Annotated in this window: 16 protein-coding genes; 14 read left to right on the top strand and 2 right to left on the bottom strand. The window is 73.2% G+C overall.

Features of this window, described 5'->3' with window-relative positions; translation table 11 throughout:
- Positions 1-24 precede the first annotated feature (24 nt).
- From AB0L33_RS10270 to AB0L33_RS10210, 13 genes are all read left to right on the top strand, one after another.
- On the top strand, positions 25-1071 hold the full coding sequence (locus tag AB0L33_RS10270) for a phytanoyl-CoA dioxygenase family protein (protein WP_365679616.1): 1047 nt from the start codon (positions 25-27) through the stop codon (positions 1069-1071).
- Entirely contained in the window at positions 1064-1918 is an 855-nt protein-coding gene (locus AB0L33_RS10265) for an alpha/beta fold hydrolase (RefSeq protein WP_365679614.1), read from the top strand. Before AB0L33_RS10270 ends, AB0L33_RS10265 begins: the two co-directional genes overlap by 8 nt.
- Entirely contained in the window at positions 1915-3156 is a 1242-nt protein-coding gene (locus tag AB0L33_RS10260; RefSeq protein ID WP_365679612.1) for an enolase C-terminal domain-like protein, read from the top strand. The genes AB0L33_RS10265 and AB0L33_RS10260 overlap by 4 nt, the downstream gene beginning before the upstream one ends.
- Positions 3153-3920 carry an SDR family oxidoreductase gene (locus AB0L33_RS10255; protein WP_365679610.1) on the top strand — a complete coding sequence of 256 codons (768 nt, stop codon included), beginning with the start codon at positions 3153-3155 and terminating at the stop codon, positions 3918-3920. Before AB0L33_RS10260 ends, AB0L33_RS10255 begins: the two co-directional genes overlap by 4 nt.
- On the top strand, positions 3917-4726 hold the full coding sequence (locus tag AB0L33_RS10250; RefSeq protein WP_365679608.1) for an SDR family oxidoreductase: 810 nt from the start codon (positions 3917-3919) through the stop codon (positions 4724-4726). Before AB0L33_RS10255 ends, AB0L33_RS10250 begins: the two co-directional genes overlap by 4 nt.
- A 36-nt stretch (positions 4727-4762) precedes the next feature.
- Positions 4763-6208 carry a 3-isopropylmalate dehydratase large subunit gene (locus tag AB0L33_RS10245; protein WP_365679606.1) on the top strand — a complete coding sequence of 482 codons (1446 nt, stop codon included), beginning with the start codon at positions 4763-4765 and terminating at the stop codon, positions 6206-6208.
- Positions 6209-6225: 17 nt separating this feature from the next.
- Positions 6226-6840, top strand: a complete 615-nt coding sequence (locus AB0L33_RS10240) for a 3-isopropylmalate dehydratase small subunit (protein ID WP_365679604.1) — start codon at positions 6226-6228, stop codon at positions 6838-6840.
- Between the two features lie 4 nt (positions 6841-6844).
- Positions 6845-7843, top strand: coding sequence for an NAD(P)-dependent oxidoreductase (locus AB0L33_RS10235; RefSeq protein ID WP_365679602.1), 999 nt, complete (start codon positions 6845-6847; stop codon positions 7841-7843).
- 8 nt (positions 7844-7851) lie between these two features.
- Positions 7852-9447 carry an amino acid adenylation domain-containing protein gene (locus AB0L33_RS10230; RefSeq protein ID WP_365679600.1) on the top strand — a complete coding sequence of 532 codons (1596 nt, stop codon included), beginning with the start codon at positions 7852-7854 and terminating at the stop codon, positions 9445-9447.
- Positions 9444-10304 (top strand): FAH family protein, encoded by an 861-nt coding sequence (locus AB0L33_RS10225; protein ID WP_365679598.1) that lies wholly within the window; start codon positions 9444-9446, stop codon positions 10302-10304. The genes AB0L33_RS10230 and AB0L33_RS10225 overlap by 4 nt, the downstream gene beginning before the upstream one ends.
- A gap of 166 nt (positions 10305-10470) precedes the next feature.
- Positions 10471-11868: an MFS transporter gene (locus AB0L33_RS10220; RefSeq protein WP_365679596.1), complete on the top strand. Its 1398-nt coding sequence runs from the start codon at positions 10471-10473 to the stop codon at positions 11866-11868.
- A gap of 95 nt (positions 11869-11963) precedes the next feature.
- Positions 11964-12752 carry a MerR family transcriptional regulator gene (locus tag AB0L33_RS10215; RefSeq protein ID WP_365679594.1) on the top strand — a complete coding sequence of 263 codons (789 nt, stop codon included), beginning with the start codon at positions 11964-11966 and terminating at the stop codon, positions 12750-12752.
- A 67-nt stretch (positions 12753-12819) separates the two neighbouring features.
- A complete protein-coding gene (locus AB0L33_RS10210; protein WP_365679592.1) occupies positions 12820-14046 on the top strand; it encodes a glycosyltransferase in 1227 nt (408 codons plus the stop codon).
- Here the strand turns inward: AB0L33_RS10210 and AB0L33_RS10205 are convergent.
- On the bottom strand, positions 14024-14401 hold the full coding sequence (locus AB0L33_RS10205) for a VOC family protein (RefSeq protein WP_365679590.1): 378 nt from the start codon (positions 14399-14401) through the stop codon (positions 14024-14026). The two genes, AB0L33_RS10210 and AB0L33_RS10205, sit on opposite strands and share 23 nt — an antisense overlap.
- Before the next feature lie 187 nt (positions 14402-14588).
- Here AB0L33_RS10205 and AB0L33_RS10200 point away from each other — a divergent pair, with 187 nt between their 5' ends.
- A complete protein-coding gene (locus tag AB0L33_RS10200; protein ID WP_365679588.1) occupies positions 14589-15524 on the top strand; it encodes a ScbA/BarX family gamma-butyrolactone biosynthesis protein in 936 nt (311 codons plus the stop codon).
- 117 nt (positions 15525-15641) lie between these two features.
- On the opposite strand, the gene AB0L33_RS10195 is transcribed toward AB0L33_RS10200, so the two are convergent.
- The gene (locus tag AB0L33_RS10195; protein ID WP_365679586.1) at positions 15642-16514 is read right to left on the bottom strand and encodes a PhzF family phenazine biosynthesis isomerase; all 873 of its coding nucleotides are present in this window, start codon (positions 16512-16514) and stop codon (positions 15642-15644) included.
- Positions 16515-16552 lie beyond the last annotated feature (38 nt).

The raw sequence follows: 16552 nt of genomic DNA, 5'->3' as shown, positions 1-16552 counted from the left end.
TTCCCCCATCTGTGAAGGACACCCATGTCTGCTCTGGACACCCTTGCCGAGGATTTCGAGCGCGACGGCTACGCGGTCGTGCCGGGGGTGCTCGCCGAAGAGGACTTCACCGCGGTCCGTGACGAGTACACCCGCCTGCTGGACGCCCGGGCCGCCCAGTGGCGGGCCGACGGTCTGCTCACCGGCGGCGAGGAACTGGCCGGCAAGCCCTTCGAGGAACACCTGGTGGCGCTCGCGGCGCTGCCCGGCTTCGACCCCTCGCTGCTGAGCGAGCTGGACATCACGCTGCCGCACATGCCGTTCACCTCTCTCCAGCCGGACAGCCGGGTGCACACCGGCCCCGGGGTGCTCGGGCTGCTGCGCAACCCGAAGGTGCTCGACGTCGTGGGCAGGCTCGTCGGCGAGGAGATCTCCGCCAGTCCGAACCAGCACGTGCGTCTCAAGCTGCCCGCCCCGCAGGAGGGCCGGTTCGGGGCTCGGCGCGGCGAGACGATGCACGCGCCCACGATGTGGCACCAGGACGCGATGACCCAGATACCCGAGTCCGACGACACCACGCTCGTGACGTGCTGGATACCCACGATGGACGTCACCGAGGAACACGGCTGCCTGCTGGTCGTGCCCGGCCGTCACCGGGAGACGAAGCTGCTGCCGTGGCCGATGGACGCCGGCACGATCAGCGAGCTCGAGGCCGAGGCCGTGCCGCTGCCGGTCTCCAAGGGAGACCTGGTGCTGCTGCACAAGCGGACGCCGCACGGTTCCACCGTGAACCGCTCCGGCCGGCTGAGGTGGAGCTTCGACTTCCGCTTCTACCGCAGCAGCGAACCGTCGGACCGGCCGTGGTTCCCGTCCGTGACGGTCCGCAGCGCCAGTGACCCCGCCCGTGCCACCACCGACGCCGAGCAGTGGCGCTGTGAGTGGGACGAGGCGCGGGACATGTTCGTGCGCACCGGACAGATGGTCCCCGGCAGGCGGGAATTCTCGCAGCTCGTGGCCGATTCGCTGATCGCCCGCTGGGAGAGCGGCGACCTGCCCCGCCTCACCCCGCCCCGTGCGGCAGCCGATGTCTGACGCATCGGACGGACGGCACCCGGTGGTCGACAAGGTGCCGTCCAACGGGGAAACCCTCGCGCTGCACACCTGGGACGACGGCCGGCCGGGCCTGGCCGACCTCTTCTACGTGCACGGCCTGCAGAGCCACGCGGGCTGGTTCTTCGAGACCGGGCCCGCGCTGCTGCGGCGCGGCGTGCGGCTGACCACCGCGGACCGGCGCGGCTGCGGTGCCAGCACCGGCCCGCGGGGCCACGCACCCGACGCGGCCACCGTCCTCGACGACTACGCGACCGCCCTCGAACGCGTCCTCGGGGCAGCGGACGGGCCGGTCACCGTCCTCGGGCAGAGCTTCGGCGGCAGCCTGGTCGCGGCCCTCGTCGCCACCGGGCGGATTCCGCCGGAGAGCCGGATCGTGCTGTGCGCCCCGGCGCTCGGTCAGCAGCGCGCGCGACTGGACGAGGCGGCCCGCGCGCGCGTCCGGGCCGACCGCGGCCCGGCCTCGTCCGCGGTGCAGCTGGAGGACGAGCAGTACACCACGCTCCCCGGCTACCTGCGCTTCATGGCCAACGACGCCCTGATGACGCGCTCCGTCACGGACTCCTTCCGCGCCGCCATGGTCGAGACCGAGGACAGCTACGTACAGGCCGGGCCCGGCCCCTGGGAGGGGCGCGAGGTCTGGGTGGCGTACCCCGAGCGGGACGCGATCATCAACCTGGACGCCGCGGCGGGCACGCTTGCCGCGCTCGCCCCACAGGCGCGGGCCCGGCGCTTCCCGGCCGTCTCCCACTACCTGGAGTTCACCGACGTCCGGGAGCAGTACTGGGATTGGCTGGCCGCGGTCGTCCGGTCCGGGGAGCAGCGGTGAGCGCCGACGCCGCGGCGCTCGGCGGGCGCCGGGGCAGCGGGACGGCGAAGGTGGCGCTCACGGCGTACGAGGCGCGCATTCCGATGGCCCGGGGCTTCCGGCATGCGGGCAAGAACCGCGCCGAGACGGCGTCCGTACTGGTCGCCGCCGAGTGGGGCGCCGTGACCGGCTGGGGGGAGGCGGCACCGCGCGAGTACGTCACGGGCGAATCGCCGGACTCGGTGCGCGCCGCGCTGGAGCGGGGGGTGCCCGCGTCGGTGGCGGACTGGATCGGGGCTCCGCTGCCGGATGCGCTCGCGGGCCTGCTCGCTCTGGACCTGCCCACGTTTCTGGGCGAGCCGGGCCGCCCCGCTCCGGCCGCCGCGGCGGCCGTGGAGACCGCGCTGTTCGACCTGGTGTGCCGGTCGGCGGGGGTGCCCGGGCTGCGGGCCCTGCACACGGCCGGGTTCGGGGACCTCCTCGCCGACCGCGCCGCGCCCGTGCCGGTGGCCACCGTCCTGGATCTGGGACGTGATCCGGCCGAGCGCCTCGCAGCCCTGCCGGCCGCCGTGCGCGCGGCGATCCCGCACGTCAAGCTCAAGGCGGGCCCCGACGTGGCCCCGGTGGCCGGTCAAGTGGCGCGGGTGCGGGACCTGGTGCCGGACGCCACGGTCTCGGTGGACGCCAATGGCTCGTGGGACGCCGGGGAGGTGCTCGCCCACGCCGAGCGCCTGCGGTCGGCCGGTCCGGCCTGGCTGGAGGAGCCGCTCGCCCCGCGCTCCTGGGCGGACATGGCACGGCTGCGCGGCGCCGGGCTGAGGGTGATGCTCGACGAGTCGTTCTCCGGCGCCGCCGATCTGGCCGACTGCCTCACTCACGGGGCTGCCGATCTGCTCAACCTGCGCGTCTCCAAGTGCGGCGGCCCGCTGCGGCTGCTGACGCTCGCCCGGGCCGCCCGCGCCGCCGGGCTCGGTGTCCAACTGGGCGTGCAGGTCGGAGAGGTGGGGCCGTTGTGGGCGGCGGGCCGGCTGATCGGCACGGCGCTGCGCGAGCCGGTCGCCGTGGAGGCCGGCAGGCAGGACGAATGGTTCCCCGCGCGCCCGGCGTTCACCGCCCCCGGCTACCAGGTGGACCGTGCCGCCTCCCGGGCCCCGGCCCTCACCGGCCCCGGCATCGGACTGCGCCCCACCTGGGCCCTGTTGGAACGGTGCGTCCCGTGCCGTCCGCCTCGTCAGGAAGCAGGTCAGGAAGACCAGTGAGTACGGATACGAAGAAGCCCGCCGCGGCACGTCGCGCCTGGGTCACGGGCGGCGCGGCGGGCATCGGCCTGGAGGTCACGCGCCGTCTCGCCGGGCAGGGCGTCGAGGTCGTCGTCGTCGACCGCGACCGCGCCGCCCTGGACGCCCTGTGCGCCGAGCGTCCCGGAGTGCGGGCGGCCCACCTGGACGTCACCGACACCGAGGCGGTCACGGCCTACGCGGCGGAGGCGGCCGGCCGGGACGCGCTCCCCGACATCCTCGTCAACGGCGTCGGTGGCGACACCCGCCGCATCCCCTTCGAGGACCTGCGGGAGGACGACCTCGCCGGCGCGGTCACCGGCAACCTGCTGCCCTGCTTCACCCTGACCCGTCTGTGCGCCCCCGCCATGCGGGACCGCGGCTGGGGCAGGATCGTCAACCTCGCCTCGATCGCCGGACGCACGTACTCGATCTTCAGCAACGCCGCCTACGTGGCGGCCAAGGCCGCCGTCCTCGGCTACACCAAGCAGTGCGCCTGGGAGCTCTCCGAGCACGGCGTGACGGTGAACGCCGTCGCCCACGGCCCCATCGCCACCGAGCGGCTCGTCGACGCCTGGAACTCCATGTCGCAGCAGCGCATGGACGAGGTGCGAAGCCGGCTGCCCATGGGGCGGTACGGCACGGTCGGCGAGGCGGCGGCCGCGGTCGTCCATCTCTGCGCGGAGGACGCCGGGTACACGACCGGCGCGCTCATAGACGTCAACGGAGGGCTCCACATCTCATGAACGCCATCACACCCGCCGCCCTCGGCGGCGGTCTCAAGGACGCCGTCGTCATGGTCACCGGCGCGGGCAGCGGCATCGGCCGGGCGACGGTGGCGGCGCTCGCCCGGGCCGGCGCCCTCGTCGTCGCCTCCGGACGGCGGGCGCGGCCGTTGGCGGAATCCCTGGAGCTGGCCGGTCTCGACGCCGGCCGCGGCGTGGCGGTGGTCTGCGACGTCACGGACGAGGAGAGCGTCGGTTCCGCAGTTGATACGGCCGTCTCGGAATTCGGACGGCTGGATGCGGCCGTGAACACCGCTGGTACGTTTGGCCCGACCGGGCTGATCTCAGAGGCCCTGCACGCGGACGCGTCCGCGGTCGTCGCCACCAACCTCATGGGCATGTGGCTGTGTCTCAAACATCAGTCCAAAGCGATGATCGAAACAGGTGGGGGCACTATCGTCACGACCGGTTCCGTGGCGTCGTTCCAGGGGCATTCGGGCAGCCCCATGTACGCCGCGACCAAACACGGGGTCGTCGGTCTCACCAAGGCCGCGGCTCTCCAGCTGGCCCCGTACGGCATCCGGGTGAACGCGGTGTGCCCCGGGTCCACCGACACGCCGATGCTGCGTGAACTGTACGCGGACCGGGCCCAGATGGAAGCCCGGGCCAGGCGCGCCCCGCTCGGCAGGGTCGGCCTACCCGAAGAGGTGGCCGCCGCGGCCGTGTGGTTGGCGGGCCCCGAGTCGAGCTACGTCACCGGTCAGGCGCTGGCCGTCGACGGCGGCGTGACAGCGGGCTCCGCCGCCCCCGTCAAGACCTCCAAGTGACCTTCCGCAGAGGCGAAAGAGAAAGTAGGAACTGCCATGGGCTCAACGCTCTACAACAAGGTGTTCGACCTGCACACCGTACGTGACTACGGGGACGGCCGGGCTCAGCTCTTCATCGGTCTCCACCTCGTGCACGAGGCCACCAGCCCGCAGGCGTTCGCCATGCTGCGCGAGCGGGGCCTGAGCGTCGCCATGCCCGAGCGCAACGTCGCCACCGCCGACCACGTCATCCCCACCGACACGATCACCCGTCCGTTCCTCGACCAGCTGGGCGAGGACATGCTGGCGCAGCTGGAGACGAACACCGACGACTTCGGGCTGCGCTTCTTCGCGCCGAGCGGTGACCAGTACGGCATCGTCCACGTCATCGGCCCCGAGCAGGGCCTCACCCAGCCGGGCATGACCATCGCCTGCGGCGACTCGCACACGTCCACCCACGGCGCGTTCGGCGCGGTCGCCCTGGGCATCGGCACCTCCCAGGTGCGGGACGTGCTGGCCACCCAGACCGTGACCATGAACCGGCTGAAGGTCCGCCGCGTCCAGATCGACGGCGAGCTGGCCCCCGGCGTCACCGCCAAGGACGTCATCCTCCACGTGATCCACGAGCTCGGGGTCGTCGGCGGCGTCGGCTACGCCTACGAGTTCGCGGGCGCCGTCATCGACAACATGTCGATGGACGAGCGCATGACGGTGTGCAACATGGCCGTCGAGGGCGGCGCGCGCTGCGGTTACGTCAACCCCGACGAGACCACCTTCGCCTACCTCAAGGGACGCCCCTCCGCGCCCACCGGCGAGGCGTGGGACCGGGCCGTCGCATGGTGGCGCTCCATCGCCTCCGACGCGGACGCCTCGTACGACGACGTGGTCGTCATGGACGGCGGTGTCATCCGTCCCATGGTGACCTGGGGCATCAACCCGGGGCAGTCCGTTCCCGTGGACGGCGTGCTGCCCTCGGTGGACGGCGTCTCCCAGGACGTCGCCGACTCCTACTCCGAGGCGTACGAGTACATGGGCATGAAGCCCGGCACCCAGCTCGGCGACTACCCCATCGACGTCGCCTTCATCGGTTCCTGCACCAACGGCCGGATCTCCGACTTCCAGGAGGTCTCCGAGGCACTGCAGCGCTCCGGCGCCCGGGTCTCTCCCGGCGTCCGGGCCCTGGCCGTGCCCGGTTCCAACGCTGTCCGCGAGGAACTGGTGCGACTCGGCATCGACAAGGTGCTGGAAGACGCGGGCTTCGAGTTCCGCCTGGCCGGCTGCTCGATGTGCCTGGCCATGAACACGGACAAGCTGGTCGGCCGCGAGCTGGCGGCGTCGTCGTCGAACCGCAACTTCAAGGGCCGTCAGGGTTCGCCGACCGGCCGGACGATGATCATGTCCCCGCTGGCCGTGGCCGCCGCCGCCGTCAACGGCTCGGTCTGCGACCCGGCGACCGTCTTCGGCGCCGCGCCCGTCACCACCACCGCTTCCTCCGCTTCCTGAGTCCCCAAGGAGTCCTCGTGACCACGTCCACCGCTCCCCGTATCGCCCAGGTCACCGGCACCACGGTGGTTCTCGGCGGCAACGACATCGACACGGACCGGATCATCCCGGCCCGCTTCCTCAAGCACCTCACGTTCGACGCGCTCGGCAACCACGTCTTCGAGGACGACCGCAAACAGGACCACGCCCGCGGCGTGACGCATCCCTTCGACGCGCCCGAGCGCTCCGGTGCCGGGATCCTGCTGGTCGCCAAGAACTTCGGTTGCGGCTCCTCGCGCGAGCACGCCGCCCAGGCCCTGCACCGGTGGGGGGTCCGGGCCGTCGTCGGCGAGAGCTTCGGCGAGATCTTCCGCGGCAACTGCGGCACGATCGGCCTGCCGTGCGTGTCCATCTCGGCCGAGGACGGCGAGGCCGCCCGCGCCATCGCCGCCGCCGACCCCACCGCCGAGGCGGAGGTCGACCTCGACCGGGGCGTCCTGCGGATCGGGGGTCGCGAGTTCGCCGTGGAGATGCAGGCGTCGCTGCGCGAGGCCTTCCTGGAGGGCACCTGGGACACCCTGACGGAGCTGCTGAAGAGCTCCGACAAGGTGCGCGAGACCGCGGCCGGCCTGCCGTACCTGAACGGCTTCTAGACGGATGACCGCCACGAATCCGTCGTCCGGCCACCGTGTCTTCGTCGGCACGGACCGTGTCCTCGGAGAGCTGCTCGACGAGATCGCCGAGCAGCTCGCCGCCCGCGGCCACCAGGTGGTCCGGGCGGCGGCGCCCGGCGACGTCGAGGCCGGGCCCCTGCACGCCCTGGTCCTGACCTCCCGCACCCCCGTGCTTCCCGCCTTCCTGGACGCGCACCCGGAGGTGCGGGGGGTCGTCTTCGCCTCCAGCGGGGTGAACTCCATCGACGTGCCCGACGCCACGCGGCGCGGCATCGTCGTCGCGAACGGGGCGACCCCGGAGAACCACGGCAGCATGGCCGAGGCCACCATCATGCTCGCCTTGGCCCTGCGCCTGCGTCTGCCGGACCGGATCGACGCGCTCGCGCAGGGGCGCCCCCGGCCCCGGCCCGCCGAGCTCGACAGCCACTCGCTGCGCGGCGCCACCCTGGGGCTCGTCGGCTTCGGCCGGATAGCCAGGGAGGTGTGCCTGCGCCTGGCGGGCTGGGGCGTGGGCCCCATCCTCTGCCACACCCGAACCCCGCGCCACGAGGAATGGCCCGAGGTGGAGTTCGTCTCCCTGGAGCGCTGCCTGGGCGAGGCGGACATCGTCAGCGTGCACCTCCCGCTCGACCCGGCGACCCGCGGCCTGATCGGCGCCCGCGAGCTGGGCCTCATGCGCCGCGAGGCCGTACTGATCAACACCTCGCGCGGGGGCATCGTCGACGAGACCGCCCTGGCCGACGCGCTGCGGCGGGGCGACATCGCGGGCGCGGCCATCGACACCTTCGAGACCGAACCGCTGCCCGGGGACAGCCCGTTGCGCGGTGCGCCGAACACGATCCTCACCGACCACGTGGTGGGGCACACGGTGGAGATGTACCGCTCCCTGGTCCCCGCCGGAGTCGAGAACACCGAGCGCGTGCTGCGCGGCGAGCGCCCCCTGTCCTTCGTCAACCCGGACGTCCTCCGAACCCGCACGTAAGGAGCCGTATGACCGGCATCCCGACGCCGTCCGGCCCGCCGGCCCGGCTGCACGAACTCGTCGAGGCCACGGCAGTCCGCCATCCGGACGCCGTGGCCCTGGAGACACCCGGCGAGCCCCCGCTGACCTACGCCGAACTCACCCGCGCGGCCGACGTCCTGGCCGCCGGCCTCGCGGCCGGGCCCGCCCCGGTTCCGGCCCGGATCGGCCTGCTGGGCGCGAAGTCGGCCCGTACGTACGTGGCGTACCTGGCCGTACTGAAGCTGGGCGCCACCGTCGTCCCCATCAGCAGCTCCGCCCCGGCCGAGCGCATCCGGGCGATCACCGGCGCGGCGGGGCTGTCCCTCGTCCTCACCGACGACGTGCACGGTCCGGCCGCCGCTCTCCGCGACGTGCCGGGGGTGCTGACCGAGCGGATACCCGAGGTCGGGGCGCCCGTGGACGGGGCCGCGATCCCGGCGGTCCGCGCGGAGCGGGTCCGGGCGGAGCAGGTCGCGTACATCCTCTTCACGTCGGGCAGCACGGGCCGGCCCAAGGGCGTGCCCGTCACCCACGCCAACGCGCTCAGTTTCGTCACGCACAACATCGCCCGGTACGGGACGGGACCCGGCGACCGGATGACGCAGAACTTCGACTTCGCCTTCGACGTCTCCGTCTTCGACCTCTTCGTCGCCTGGGGCTCGGGTGCCACGCTGGTGGCACCCGCCCCCCAGGACCTGATGCACCCGGTGCGCTGGGCCAACGCCGCCTCCCTGACGCACTGGACCTCGGTGCCGTCGGCGGTCACCACCGCCCTCGGCGTCGGCGAACTCGTGCCCGGGTGCATGCCGTCCGTACGGCTGAGCCTCTTCCTCGGCGAGCAGCTCACCGTCGAGCAGGCCGCGGCCTGGCACGCGGCGACCCCGGGCGGGGCCGTGGAGAACGTCTACGGTCCCACCGAACTGACCGTCTACGTCTCCGCCTACCGGCTGCCCGAACGGGTCGAGGACTGGCCCGCCACCGCCAACCGCACCGTCCCGATCGGACACGTGTACCCCCATCTGGAGTCCGTGGTCGTCGCCGACGGACACGACACCGACGAAGGCGAACTGTGCGTGCGGGGGCCGCAGCGCTTCGGCGGCTACCTCGCCCCCGAGGACAACACGGGCCGCTTCCTCGCCTCGGCCGAGGGCGGAGCCTTCCTCCCCGTCACCGGTCGCGCACCGATCCCGTCGGACTGGTACCGCACCGGGGACCTGGTGCGCCGGGGGCCGGACGGCACGCTGACCCATCTGGGGCGCCTGGACTCGCAGGTGAAGATCCGCGGCCACCGCGTCGAACTGGCCGAGATCGAGGGGGGCCTGCGGCTGCTGCCGGGTGTGGCGGACGCCGTGGTGCTCGCCGTCCCCGGGCAGATCGGCAGCCTCGACCTGGTGGCGTTCTACACCGGCGAGGAGACCCCGTCCCGGACCCTGCGGGGCCATCTGGCCGCGCTCCTGCCCTCGTACATGATCCCCCGCCGCTTCGAGTACCGAGCCGCCCTCCCCCTCAACGGAAACGGCAAGACCGACCGGCGGGCCCTGGCCCGGCAGTGCGAGGAACGGAAGGAAGGCGTCGCATCGTGACGACCGTCTACGAGTTCGACCACCGCGACCGTCGCTGGTTCGGCTTCGAGGAGCCCGGCGCGGCGAAGGGCGCGGTGCGCCTGTATCCGTGCGGTCCGGGAGAACTGGCGTCCCTGCTCGCGGACGCCGAGGGCGACGTGACCGCCCTGACGTCCGGCAGGGAGCCGGTCGAGGTGCCGGCGGCGGACCGGGAGGCGCTGCGCGCGCGGGTCCCCCTGCTCCCCGGCCACCTGGGCGACGCCCTGGTCAGTGGCTTCATGATGACCCACAACGTGAAGATCGGCACGGTGACGGCCGATCAGCCCACCTGGTTCTTCAAGGGCCTCGGCGAGCGGCTGCGGCTGCCGGGCGAGCCCCTGTCCGTCCCCGGCGACGCGGTCGCCGTGTGCGAGGAGGCGGAGGTCGTCCTTGTCTACGTGGGGGCCCCGGGGACGGGCAGGCCGCGGTACGCCGGATACACCTTCGGCAACGACCTGACCGACATCGGGCGGTTCAAGCAGCACAACGGCCACTTGTCGTACGCCAAGCTCTGCGACGCGGCGATCGCACCCGGTCTGCGGCTCGGCCCGCCGCCGGCCCAGGTCACCGGTGCCACGACCATCGAGCGGGACGGCGTCTCCGTGTGGAAGGGGACGTTCACCACGGGCACCGATGCCCTGTACTACGACCTCGACACCATGATGACGAACCTGTTCGGGTACGAGACGCTCCACACTCCCGGGCGCGTCCACTACGTGTACCTGGGGGCCGACCGCGGAAGCTTCCACGGCGGGCACGTCATGGCGGACGGTGACCGGGTCACCCTCGATTTCAGCAGCCACGGCGTCACCCTCGCCAACACGGTCGCACGGAGCTGATCCCGGATATTCCGGGCACTACCACCGAAGCCGGGGTGCGGTGGCGCGGCCGCGACACCCGGCGCCGAGCGGCGTGCGGGGCGGTCCCCCCGCGCCCTCGGCGGGCCGGATCTCTCCTGGCGAACGGACTCTTTATTTATGTGGCACCAGCAGCTAGTTTGACCGCGTGACTACCCAGGAGGCCGCCGGAGCGGTTCCAGAAACAGGCGAATCCAGCGACACGGGGAGCCGGCTGGACCGGCTCCCGGCGAGCGGGTGGCACCGGCGGCTGACGGCGATCGTCGGCATCGGGGCCTTCTTCGACCTGTACGAGGTGTTCCTCGGCGGCGTACTCGCCGCCGCTCTCGCGGAGCCCTGGGGCCTGTCGCATCATCAGAAGTCCTGGCTGATCGCGTCCAGTTTCCTCGGGATGTTCGTCGGCGCGAACGTCCTGTCCTTCCTGGCCGACCGGTTCGGGCGGCGACGGATGTTCCTCATCAACCTGGGGGCGTACTCACTCTGTTCGCTCGCCTGCGCGTTCGCGCAGGACGCCACCCAGCTGTCGGTGCTGCGGTTCCTCGCCGGACTCGGCCTCGGAGCCGAACTCGTCCTTGTCGACACCTACTTGGCCGAGTTCCTGCCGCGGTCCGTGCGCGGCCGGTACATAGCCTGGGCCTACACGCTCGGCTTCGTCGGGGTCCCGGTGGCGGCGTTGCTCGGCGCCCGGCTCGTCGCCAAGCACGAGCTGTTCGGTGTGGACGGCTGGCGTTGGCTGCTCGTGGCGGGGGCTCTGGGCGCCGCCTTCATCCAGCTGCTGCGCACCCGGCTGCCCGAGTCGCCGCGCTGGCTGAGCGCGCGGGGACGGAACGCCGAGGCGGAGGCGATCGTGCGGGACATCGAGGCGCGGGCGGGTGGCGCGCCGACGCCGACGAAGCCCCCGGCGGTACGGCCGGAGCCTGCGGAGGCACCGACCGGTCCCGTCCGGGTGCCGCTCAAGCGCATGTTCCAGCCGCCCTACGCCCGTCGCACGATCATGTGGTGGATCTTCCAGGTGCTGCAGACGGTCGGCTACTACGGTTTCGGCTCCCTCGCCCCCGTCGTGCTGCAGGCCAAGGGCCACACCGTCACCGAGTCACTGACGTACGCCGCCCTCAGTTACCTCGGCTACCCGGTGGGCTCCGCGCTCTCCGTGCCGTTGATCGACCGCGTCGAGCGGCGCACCCTCATCATCGCCTCGGCTCTCGGCATCGCCTCCTTCGGTCTGGTCTTCGCGTTCGCGTCCGCGTCGTGGCTGATCGTCGGCGCGGGGTTCCTGCTCACCGTGTGCAGCAACGTGTTCTCCAACGCCTTCCACGTCTACCAGACGGAGATCTTCCCGACCGGACTGCGCTCCAGCGCCATCGGGATCGCGTACTCGCTGTCCCGGCTGACGTCGGTGGTCCTGCCGTTCGTCGCGCTCGACGTGCTGGAGGACCTGGGGGCCACCGCGGTGTTCACCGGCTCCGGGGTCCTGATGGTGCTGCTGTGCGTGAACGTGCGACTGCTCGGCCCGCGCACCAACGGCCGCGCCCTGGACGCGATCTGACCGGTTCTCCCGTCCGCCCCCACCGGAGCGCGGCTTGACCCTCCCCTTACGTCAGGCTCGATGATCGGTCACGGTCGCGAGGGAAGGGCAGGTGGATGAGTTATTCCGTGGGGCAGGTGGCGGCCTTCGCCGGAGTGACGGTGCGGACGCTGCACCACTACGACAAGGCGGGGCTGCTCTCGCCCAGTGGGCGCAGCCAGGCCGGCTACCGGCTCTACGGCGAGGCGGACCTGGTCCGGCTCCAGCAGATCCTCTTCTACCGCGAACTGGGCTTCCCGCTGGACGAGATCGCCGAGATCTTCAAGGACCCGCAGGCCAACGCCCTGGACCTTCTGCGGGCCCGGCAGGAGCAGCTGGAGGCGGAGATCGCCAGGCTACGGCGGCTCTCGGGGGTGGCCCAGCGGGCGATCGAGGTGCAGCGGACCGGGGTCACGCTGACGCCCCGGGAGCGCTTCGAGGTGTTCGGCGAGATCACCGCCGACCTGAGTTACGCCACCGAGGCGGCGCTCAAGTGGGCGGACTCACCGGGGCAGCGGGAGTCGATGGCCCGGGCCGCCGCGCACACCAAGGAGGACTGGCGGCAGCTCATGGGCGAGGCCACCGCCTGGCGCGCCGAACTGCTGGCGGCCTTCGACGAGGGCGAGCCGAGCGACGGCGAACGGGCGACCGACCTCGCCGAGGAGCACCGGCTGCACATCTCCCGCTGGTTCACCGCCTGCCCGCCCGACATGCACCGGCGCATCGCGGACGACTTCGCCGCCGATCCGCGCGCCTTCGCCCTGGTCGTGCCGCCGTCCCAGCAGCGCCCCGGCCTGGCCGCCTACCTGTGCAAGGCCGTCCACGCCAACGCGGCCCGCCGCACGGACGGCGGGGACGACGGATGAGCGGGGGCGGACGGACGAGCGGGGCGGATCGACGAGCCGTGCGCACCGACGAACCCGAGGAGAACCGATGAGAATACTGATCGCCGCCGCCGGATCGCGCGGTGACGTCGCCCCGTACACCGGCCTGGGCGCGGCACTCCGCGCGGCCGGTCACGACGTCGCCCTCGCCACCACGGACACCTTCGCACCCCTGGCCCGCGCCGCCGGGCTGGACTTCCGCGCCCTCCCGGGCAACCCGGCGCAGGGCGGCGGCGGGAGCGGCGACAGGCGGGAACTCATGCGGGCCGCCTCGGCGTTCATCGCGGACCTGGGCCAGGGGTTCGCCGACGCGATGACCGACGGCACGGACCTGCTGCTGCTCTCGACCACGACCGCCCCGCTGGGCTGGCACCTCACCGAGGCCACGGGCACCCCGGGCATCGGCGTCTACCTCCAGCCCACCGCGCCGACCGGCGACTTCCCGCCCGTCGTGACGGGCGCCCGCTCCCTCGGCCGTCCCGGCAACCGCCTGGCCGGGCGCTTCGCGCTCCGCATGACCGACCGGCTGTACGCCCCGGCGGTGACCGCGCTCCGCGAACGGCTCGGGCTGCCCCGGGCCAGGCCCTCCGAAGCGCGCCGCCGCCAGGAGCGCGCGGACTGGCCCGTCCTGCACGGATTCAGCTCCGCCCTGGTGCCGCGTCCCGCCGACTGGCGCCCCGGCCTGCGGGTGGTCGGAAACTGGTGGCCGCACCACGACCCGGACGCGCAACTGCCGCCGGAACTGGCGGACTTCCTGGGCGCCGGAGCCCCGCCCGTCCTCATCGGCTTCGGCAGCATGGCCGCCGGTGAGGGCGAACGGCTCAGCGAGCTCGCCGTGCGGGCCCTGCGCCGCGCGAAGCTGCGCGGCATCCTCCAGTCGGGCAGCGCCGGTCTCGCCGCCGAGGGCGACGACGTGCTCACCATCGGGGACGTCCCGCACGCCCCGCTGTTCCCGCACCTGGCGGCCGTGGTCCACCACGCCGGAGCCGGCACCTCGGCCGCCGCGCTGCGGGCCGGGGTCCCCGCGGTGACCGTGCCGGTGACCGCCGACCAGCCGTTCTGGGCCGGCCGCCTGGCCGCGATCGGCGCCGCCGACGAGCCGGTCCCCTTCCGCACCCTCACCGCCGACCGCCTCGCCGACGCCCTCGACCGCGTCGTGCGGCAGCGGGCCTACCGGGAGGCGGCCGCGAAGGGCGCGGAGCTGATGGCCGCGGAGGACGGGGCGGCGGAGACGGTGGAGGCGGTGCGGCGGCTCAGCGGTGCGTCAGTACGTTGACCACGAGGCCGTTCGGGTCGCGCACGAAGAACCGGCGCACGCCCCACTCCTCGTCGTGCGGGCCGTACACGATCTCGGCCCCTTCGCGGACGAGCGCGGCGTGCACCGCGTCCACGTCGGCCACCTCCACGCTGAGGTCCGGGTTGACCGGGCCGGTCTCGTCCTTGGTCATGAAGCTGATCTGGGCAGTGGGCTGGGTGGGGGAGGCGAGGGTCATGATCCAGCCATGATTCATGACCTCTTCGAAGCCGAGCAGGCCGTAGAAGGCGCTGTTGTCCCGCAGGGCGGACGCGGCCGGCCCGGCGCCGTCACCGGGACCTACCGGGATGTTGGGGACCACGCGGTGCACGGACATGAGCCACTCCTGTCACATGGGTAACGACCGGTCACCCGACTCACCTTAGGGTCCGGCTCCAGGAGGACTCGAGAGGCAGCTGGGAGGGTGGCTGGAAACTGTCGGTCGGGCCGGGGCAAACTGGCCGGGTCACAGCCGGGCCGGGGGCACCCCGGCCCATCGAACCGCAGTCTCCCGGGGGCACCCCATGGTCCATTTCTCCGCCGCACGCGTCACCCGGGAGGAGCTCGGGCGGATGGCCCACCGCCCGGACGCGCGGGACCGCTTCCCGACCGGCGTGGCCCGGCTGAGCGAGACCCGGTTCTGCGTGCCCGCGCACTGGCCGCGCAACCACCGCTTCTTCGCCCCCGTGGCGGGCCACCAGGACCCGCTGCTGATCGCGGAAACGATGCGGCAGGCGGCCATGCTGGTCTGCCACGCGGAGCTCGGGGTGCCGCTCGGCGACGCGTTCGTGATGTGGGAGCTGCGCTACACCACGGCCGCCGGGCACCTCGTGCTCGGCGACGACCCCTGGGACGTCATGGTCGAGGTGAACTGCTCCGACGTCCGCCGCCGGGGGCGCGGCCTCGGCTCGATGCGCGTCGACTTCGAGCTGCGCCGGGGCGGGGCGGTGATCGCCGTCTGCGGTTCGCGGATCAGCTGCACGTCGGCCGCCGCCTACCACCGCCTGCGCGGCCACCGGTCCGCCACCGTGCCCCCGCCCCCGCTCCCGGCGCTCGCCCCGCGCACCGTCGGCCGGGCCGCCGAGCGCGACGTCGTCCTGGGGCAGCCCGTCGCGCCCGGACGCTGGCCGCTGCGGCTCGACACCGGGCACCCGACGCTGTTCGCCCGCCCCAACGACCATGTGCCCGGCATCCTGCTCCTGGAGGCGGCCCGGCAGGCGGCCAACGCCACCGTGCCCGGCTTCCTCCCGGTCACCCTGCGCTCGGACTTCCTCCGGTACGTGGAGCTGGACCGCCCCTGCTGGATCGAGGCCCGGACCGCGCCGGACGGCCTCCGGGTGCGCGCGGTGCAGGACGGCGACACGGTCTTCACCTGCGCCCTCGGGGGTGTCTTGCCGATCATGGCCGGGTCCGCGGCGTCTGGCACGGCACCTCGCGGCGTTGCCGAAACGCCCCGATAGCTCCGCTATCGAGACGCTCCGGCGCCTTGCGATGCACCGCACCAGACGCCGCGGCCTGATCCGACCCTGATCGGCAAGACACCCCCTGGGGCGCGGCTGACCCGGACCGGCCCCGCGTCAGGCCGGGTCGGGCAGCCGGGTGCCCGTCCCGCTCACCCGCACCCGCGCGTCGCCCGCCCCCAGCGTCACGGTGAGGGTGCCGGGGCGGCCCATGTCCTCGCCCTGGTGCAGGGTCAGCACGGCGGCCTCCGGCACGAGGGCCAGCTCCCGCAGGTACGCCCCGAACGCGGCCGCCGCCGCACCCGTCGCCGGGTCCTCCACCACACCGCCGACCGGGAACGGATCGCGGACGTGGAACACCGCGTCGGAGGCCCGCCACACCAGCTGCACGGTCGTCAGGTCCAGCCGGTGCATCAGCGCCTCCAGCCGCGCGAAGTCGTAGTCCAGCGCGGCCAGCCGCTCCCGGGTGGCCGCCGCCAGCACGAGGTGGCGGGCCCCGGCGTACGCGATGCGGGGCGGCAGGGCCGGGTCGAGGTCGGCGGCCGGCCAGTCGAGCGCCGCCAGCGCCTCCGCGAGGTCGCCCGCCGCCACGTCCTCGACGCGCGGCTCCACACTGGTCAGCGTCGCCCGCAGCTCGCCGCCCTCGCTGACCACGGTGACCGGCACCGTACCGGCGGGCGTGGCGAACTCCACCTCGCCCGGCCCGTCCCGCTCGGCGAGCGCGAGGGCGGCGGCGACCGTCGCGTGACCGCAGAACGGCACCTCGGCCTTCGGGCTGAAGTAGCGGACCGCGTAACCGCGCGCACCCGGCTCCGACGGCTCGGTCCGCCCGGTCAGGAACGCGGTCTCGCTGTAGCCGAGGTCCGCCGCCACGGCCAGCATGGCCGCCTCGTCGAGCCCGGACGCGTCGAGCACCACCCCGGCCGGGTTGCCGCCCCCGGGGTCGGCGGAGAACGCGGTGTAGCGCAGGATCTCGGGAAGCTCAGTCATGTGCCCCTCAACCCCCCACGCCCCGGCGGCATTCCCGG

Source organism: Streptomyces sp. NPDC052299 (assembly GCF_040679335.1).
In the GTDB taxonomy this organism is placed as follows: domain Bacteria; phylum Actinomycetota; class Actinomycetes; order Streptomycetales; family Streptomycetaceae; genus Streptomyces.
The sequence above is the reverse complement of the archived record's forward strand: the minus strand, read 5'-3'. Positions and strand labels throughout refer to the sequence as shown.

Bases quoted from the DNA above. Each gene is read 5' to 3' on its own strand.
- AB0L33_RS10270 (WP_365679616.1), top strand. From the start codon at position 25: ATGTCTGCTCTGGACACCCTTGCCGAGGATTTCGAGCGCGACGGCTAC.
- AB0L33_RS10265 (WP_365679614.1), top strand. From the start codon at position 1,064: ATGTCTGACGCATCGGACGGACGGCACCCGGTGGTCGACAAGGTGCCG.
- AB0L33_RS10250 (WP_365679608.1), top strand. From the start codon at position 3,917: ATGAACGCCATCACACCCGCCGCCCTCGGCGGCGGTCTCAAGGACGCC.
- AB0L33_RS10245 (WP_365679606.1), top strand. From the start codon at position 4,763: ATGGGCTCAACGCTCTACAACAAGGTGTTCGACCTGCACACCGTACGT.
- AB0L33_RS10235 (WP_365679602.1), top strand. From the start codon at position 6,845: ATGACCGCCACGAATCCGTCGTCCGGCCACCGTGTCTTCGTCGGCACG.
- AB0L33_RS10230 (WP_365679600.1), top strand. From the start codon at position 7,852: ATGACCGGCATCCCGACGCCGTCCGGCCCGCCGGCCCGGCTGCACGAA.
- AB0L33_RS10215 (WP_365679594.1), top strand. From the start codon at position 11,964: ATGAGTTATTCCGTGGGGCAGGTGGCGGCCTTCGCCGGAGTGACGGTG.
- AB0L33_RS10210 (WP_365679592.1), top strand. From the start codon at position 12,820: ATGAGAATACTGATCGCCGCCGCCGGATCGCGCGGTGACGTCGCCCCG.
- AB0L33_RS10205 (WP_365679590.1), bottom strand. From the start codon at position 14,401: ATGTCCGTGCACCGCGTGGTCCCCAACATCCCGGTAGGTCCCGGTGAC.
- AB0L33_RS10200 (WP_365679588.1), top strand. From the start codon at position 14,589: ATGGTCCATTTCTCCGCCGCACGCGTCACCCGGGAGGAGCTCGGGCGG.
- AB0L33_RS10195 (WP_365679586.1), bottom strand. From the start codon at position 16,514: ATGACTGAGCTTCCCGAGATCCTGCGCTACACCGCGTTCTCCGCCGAC.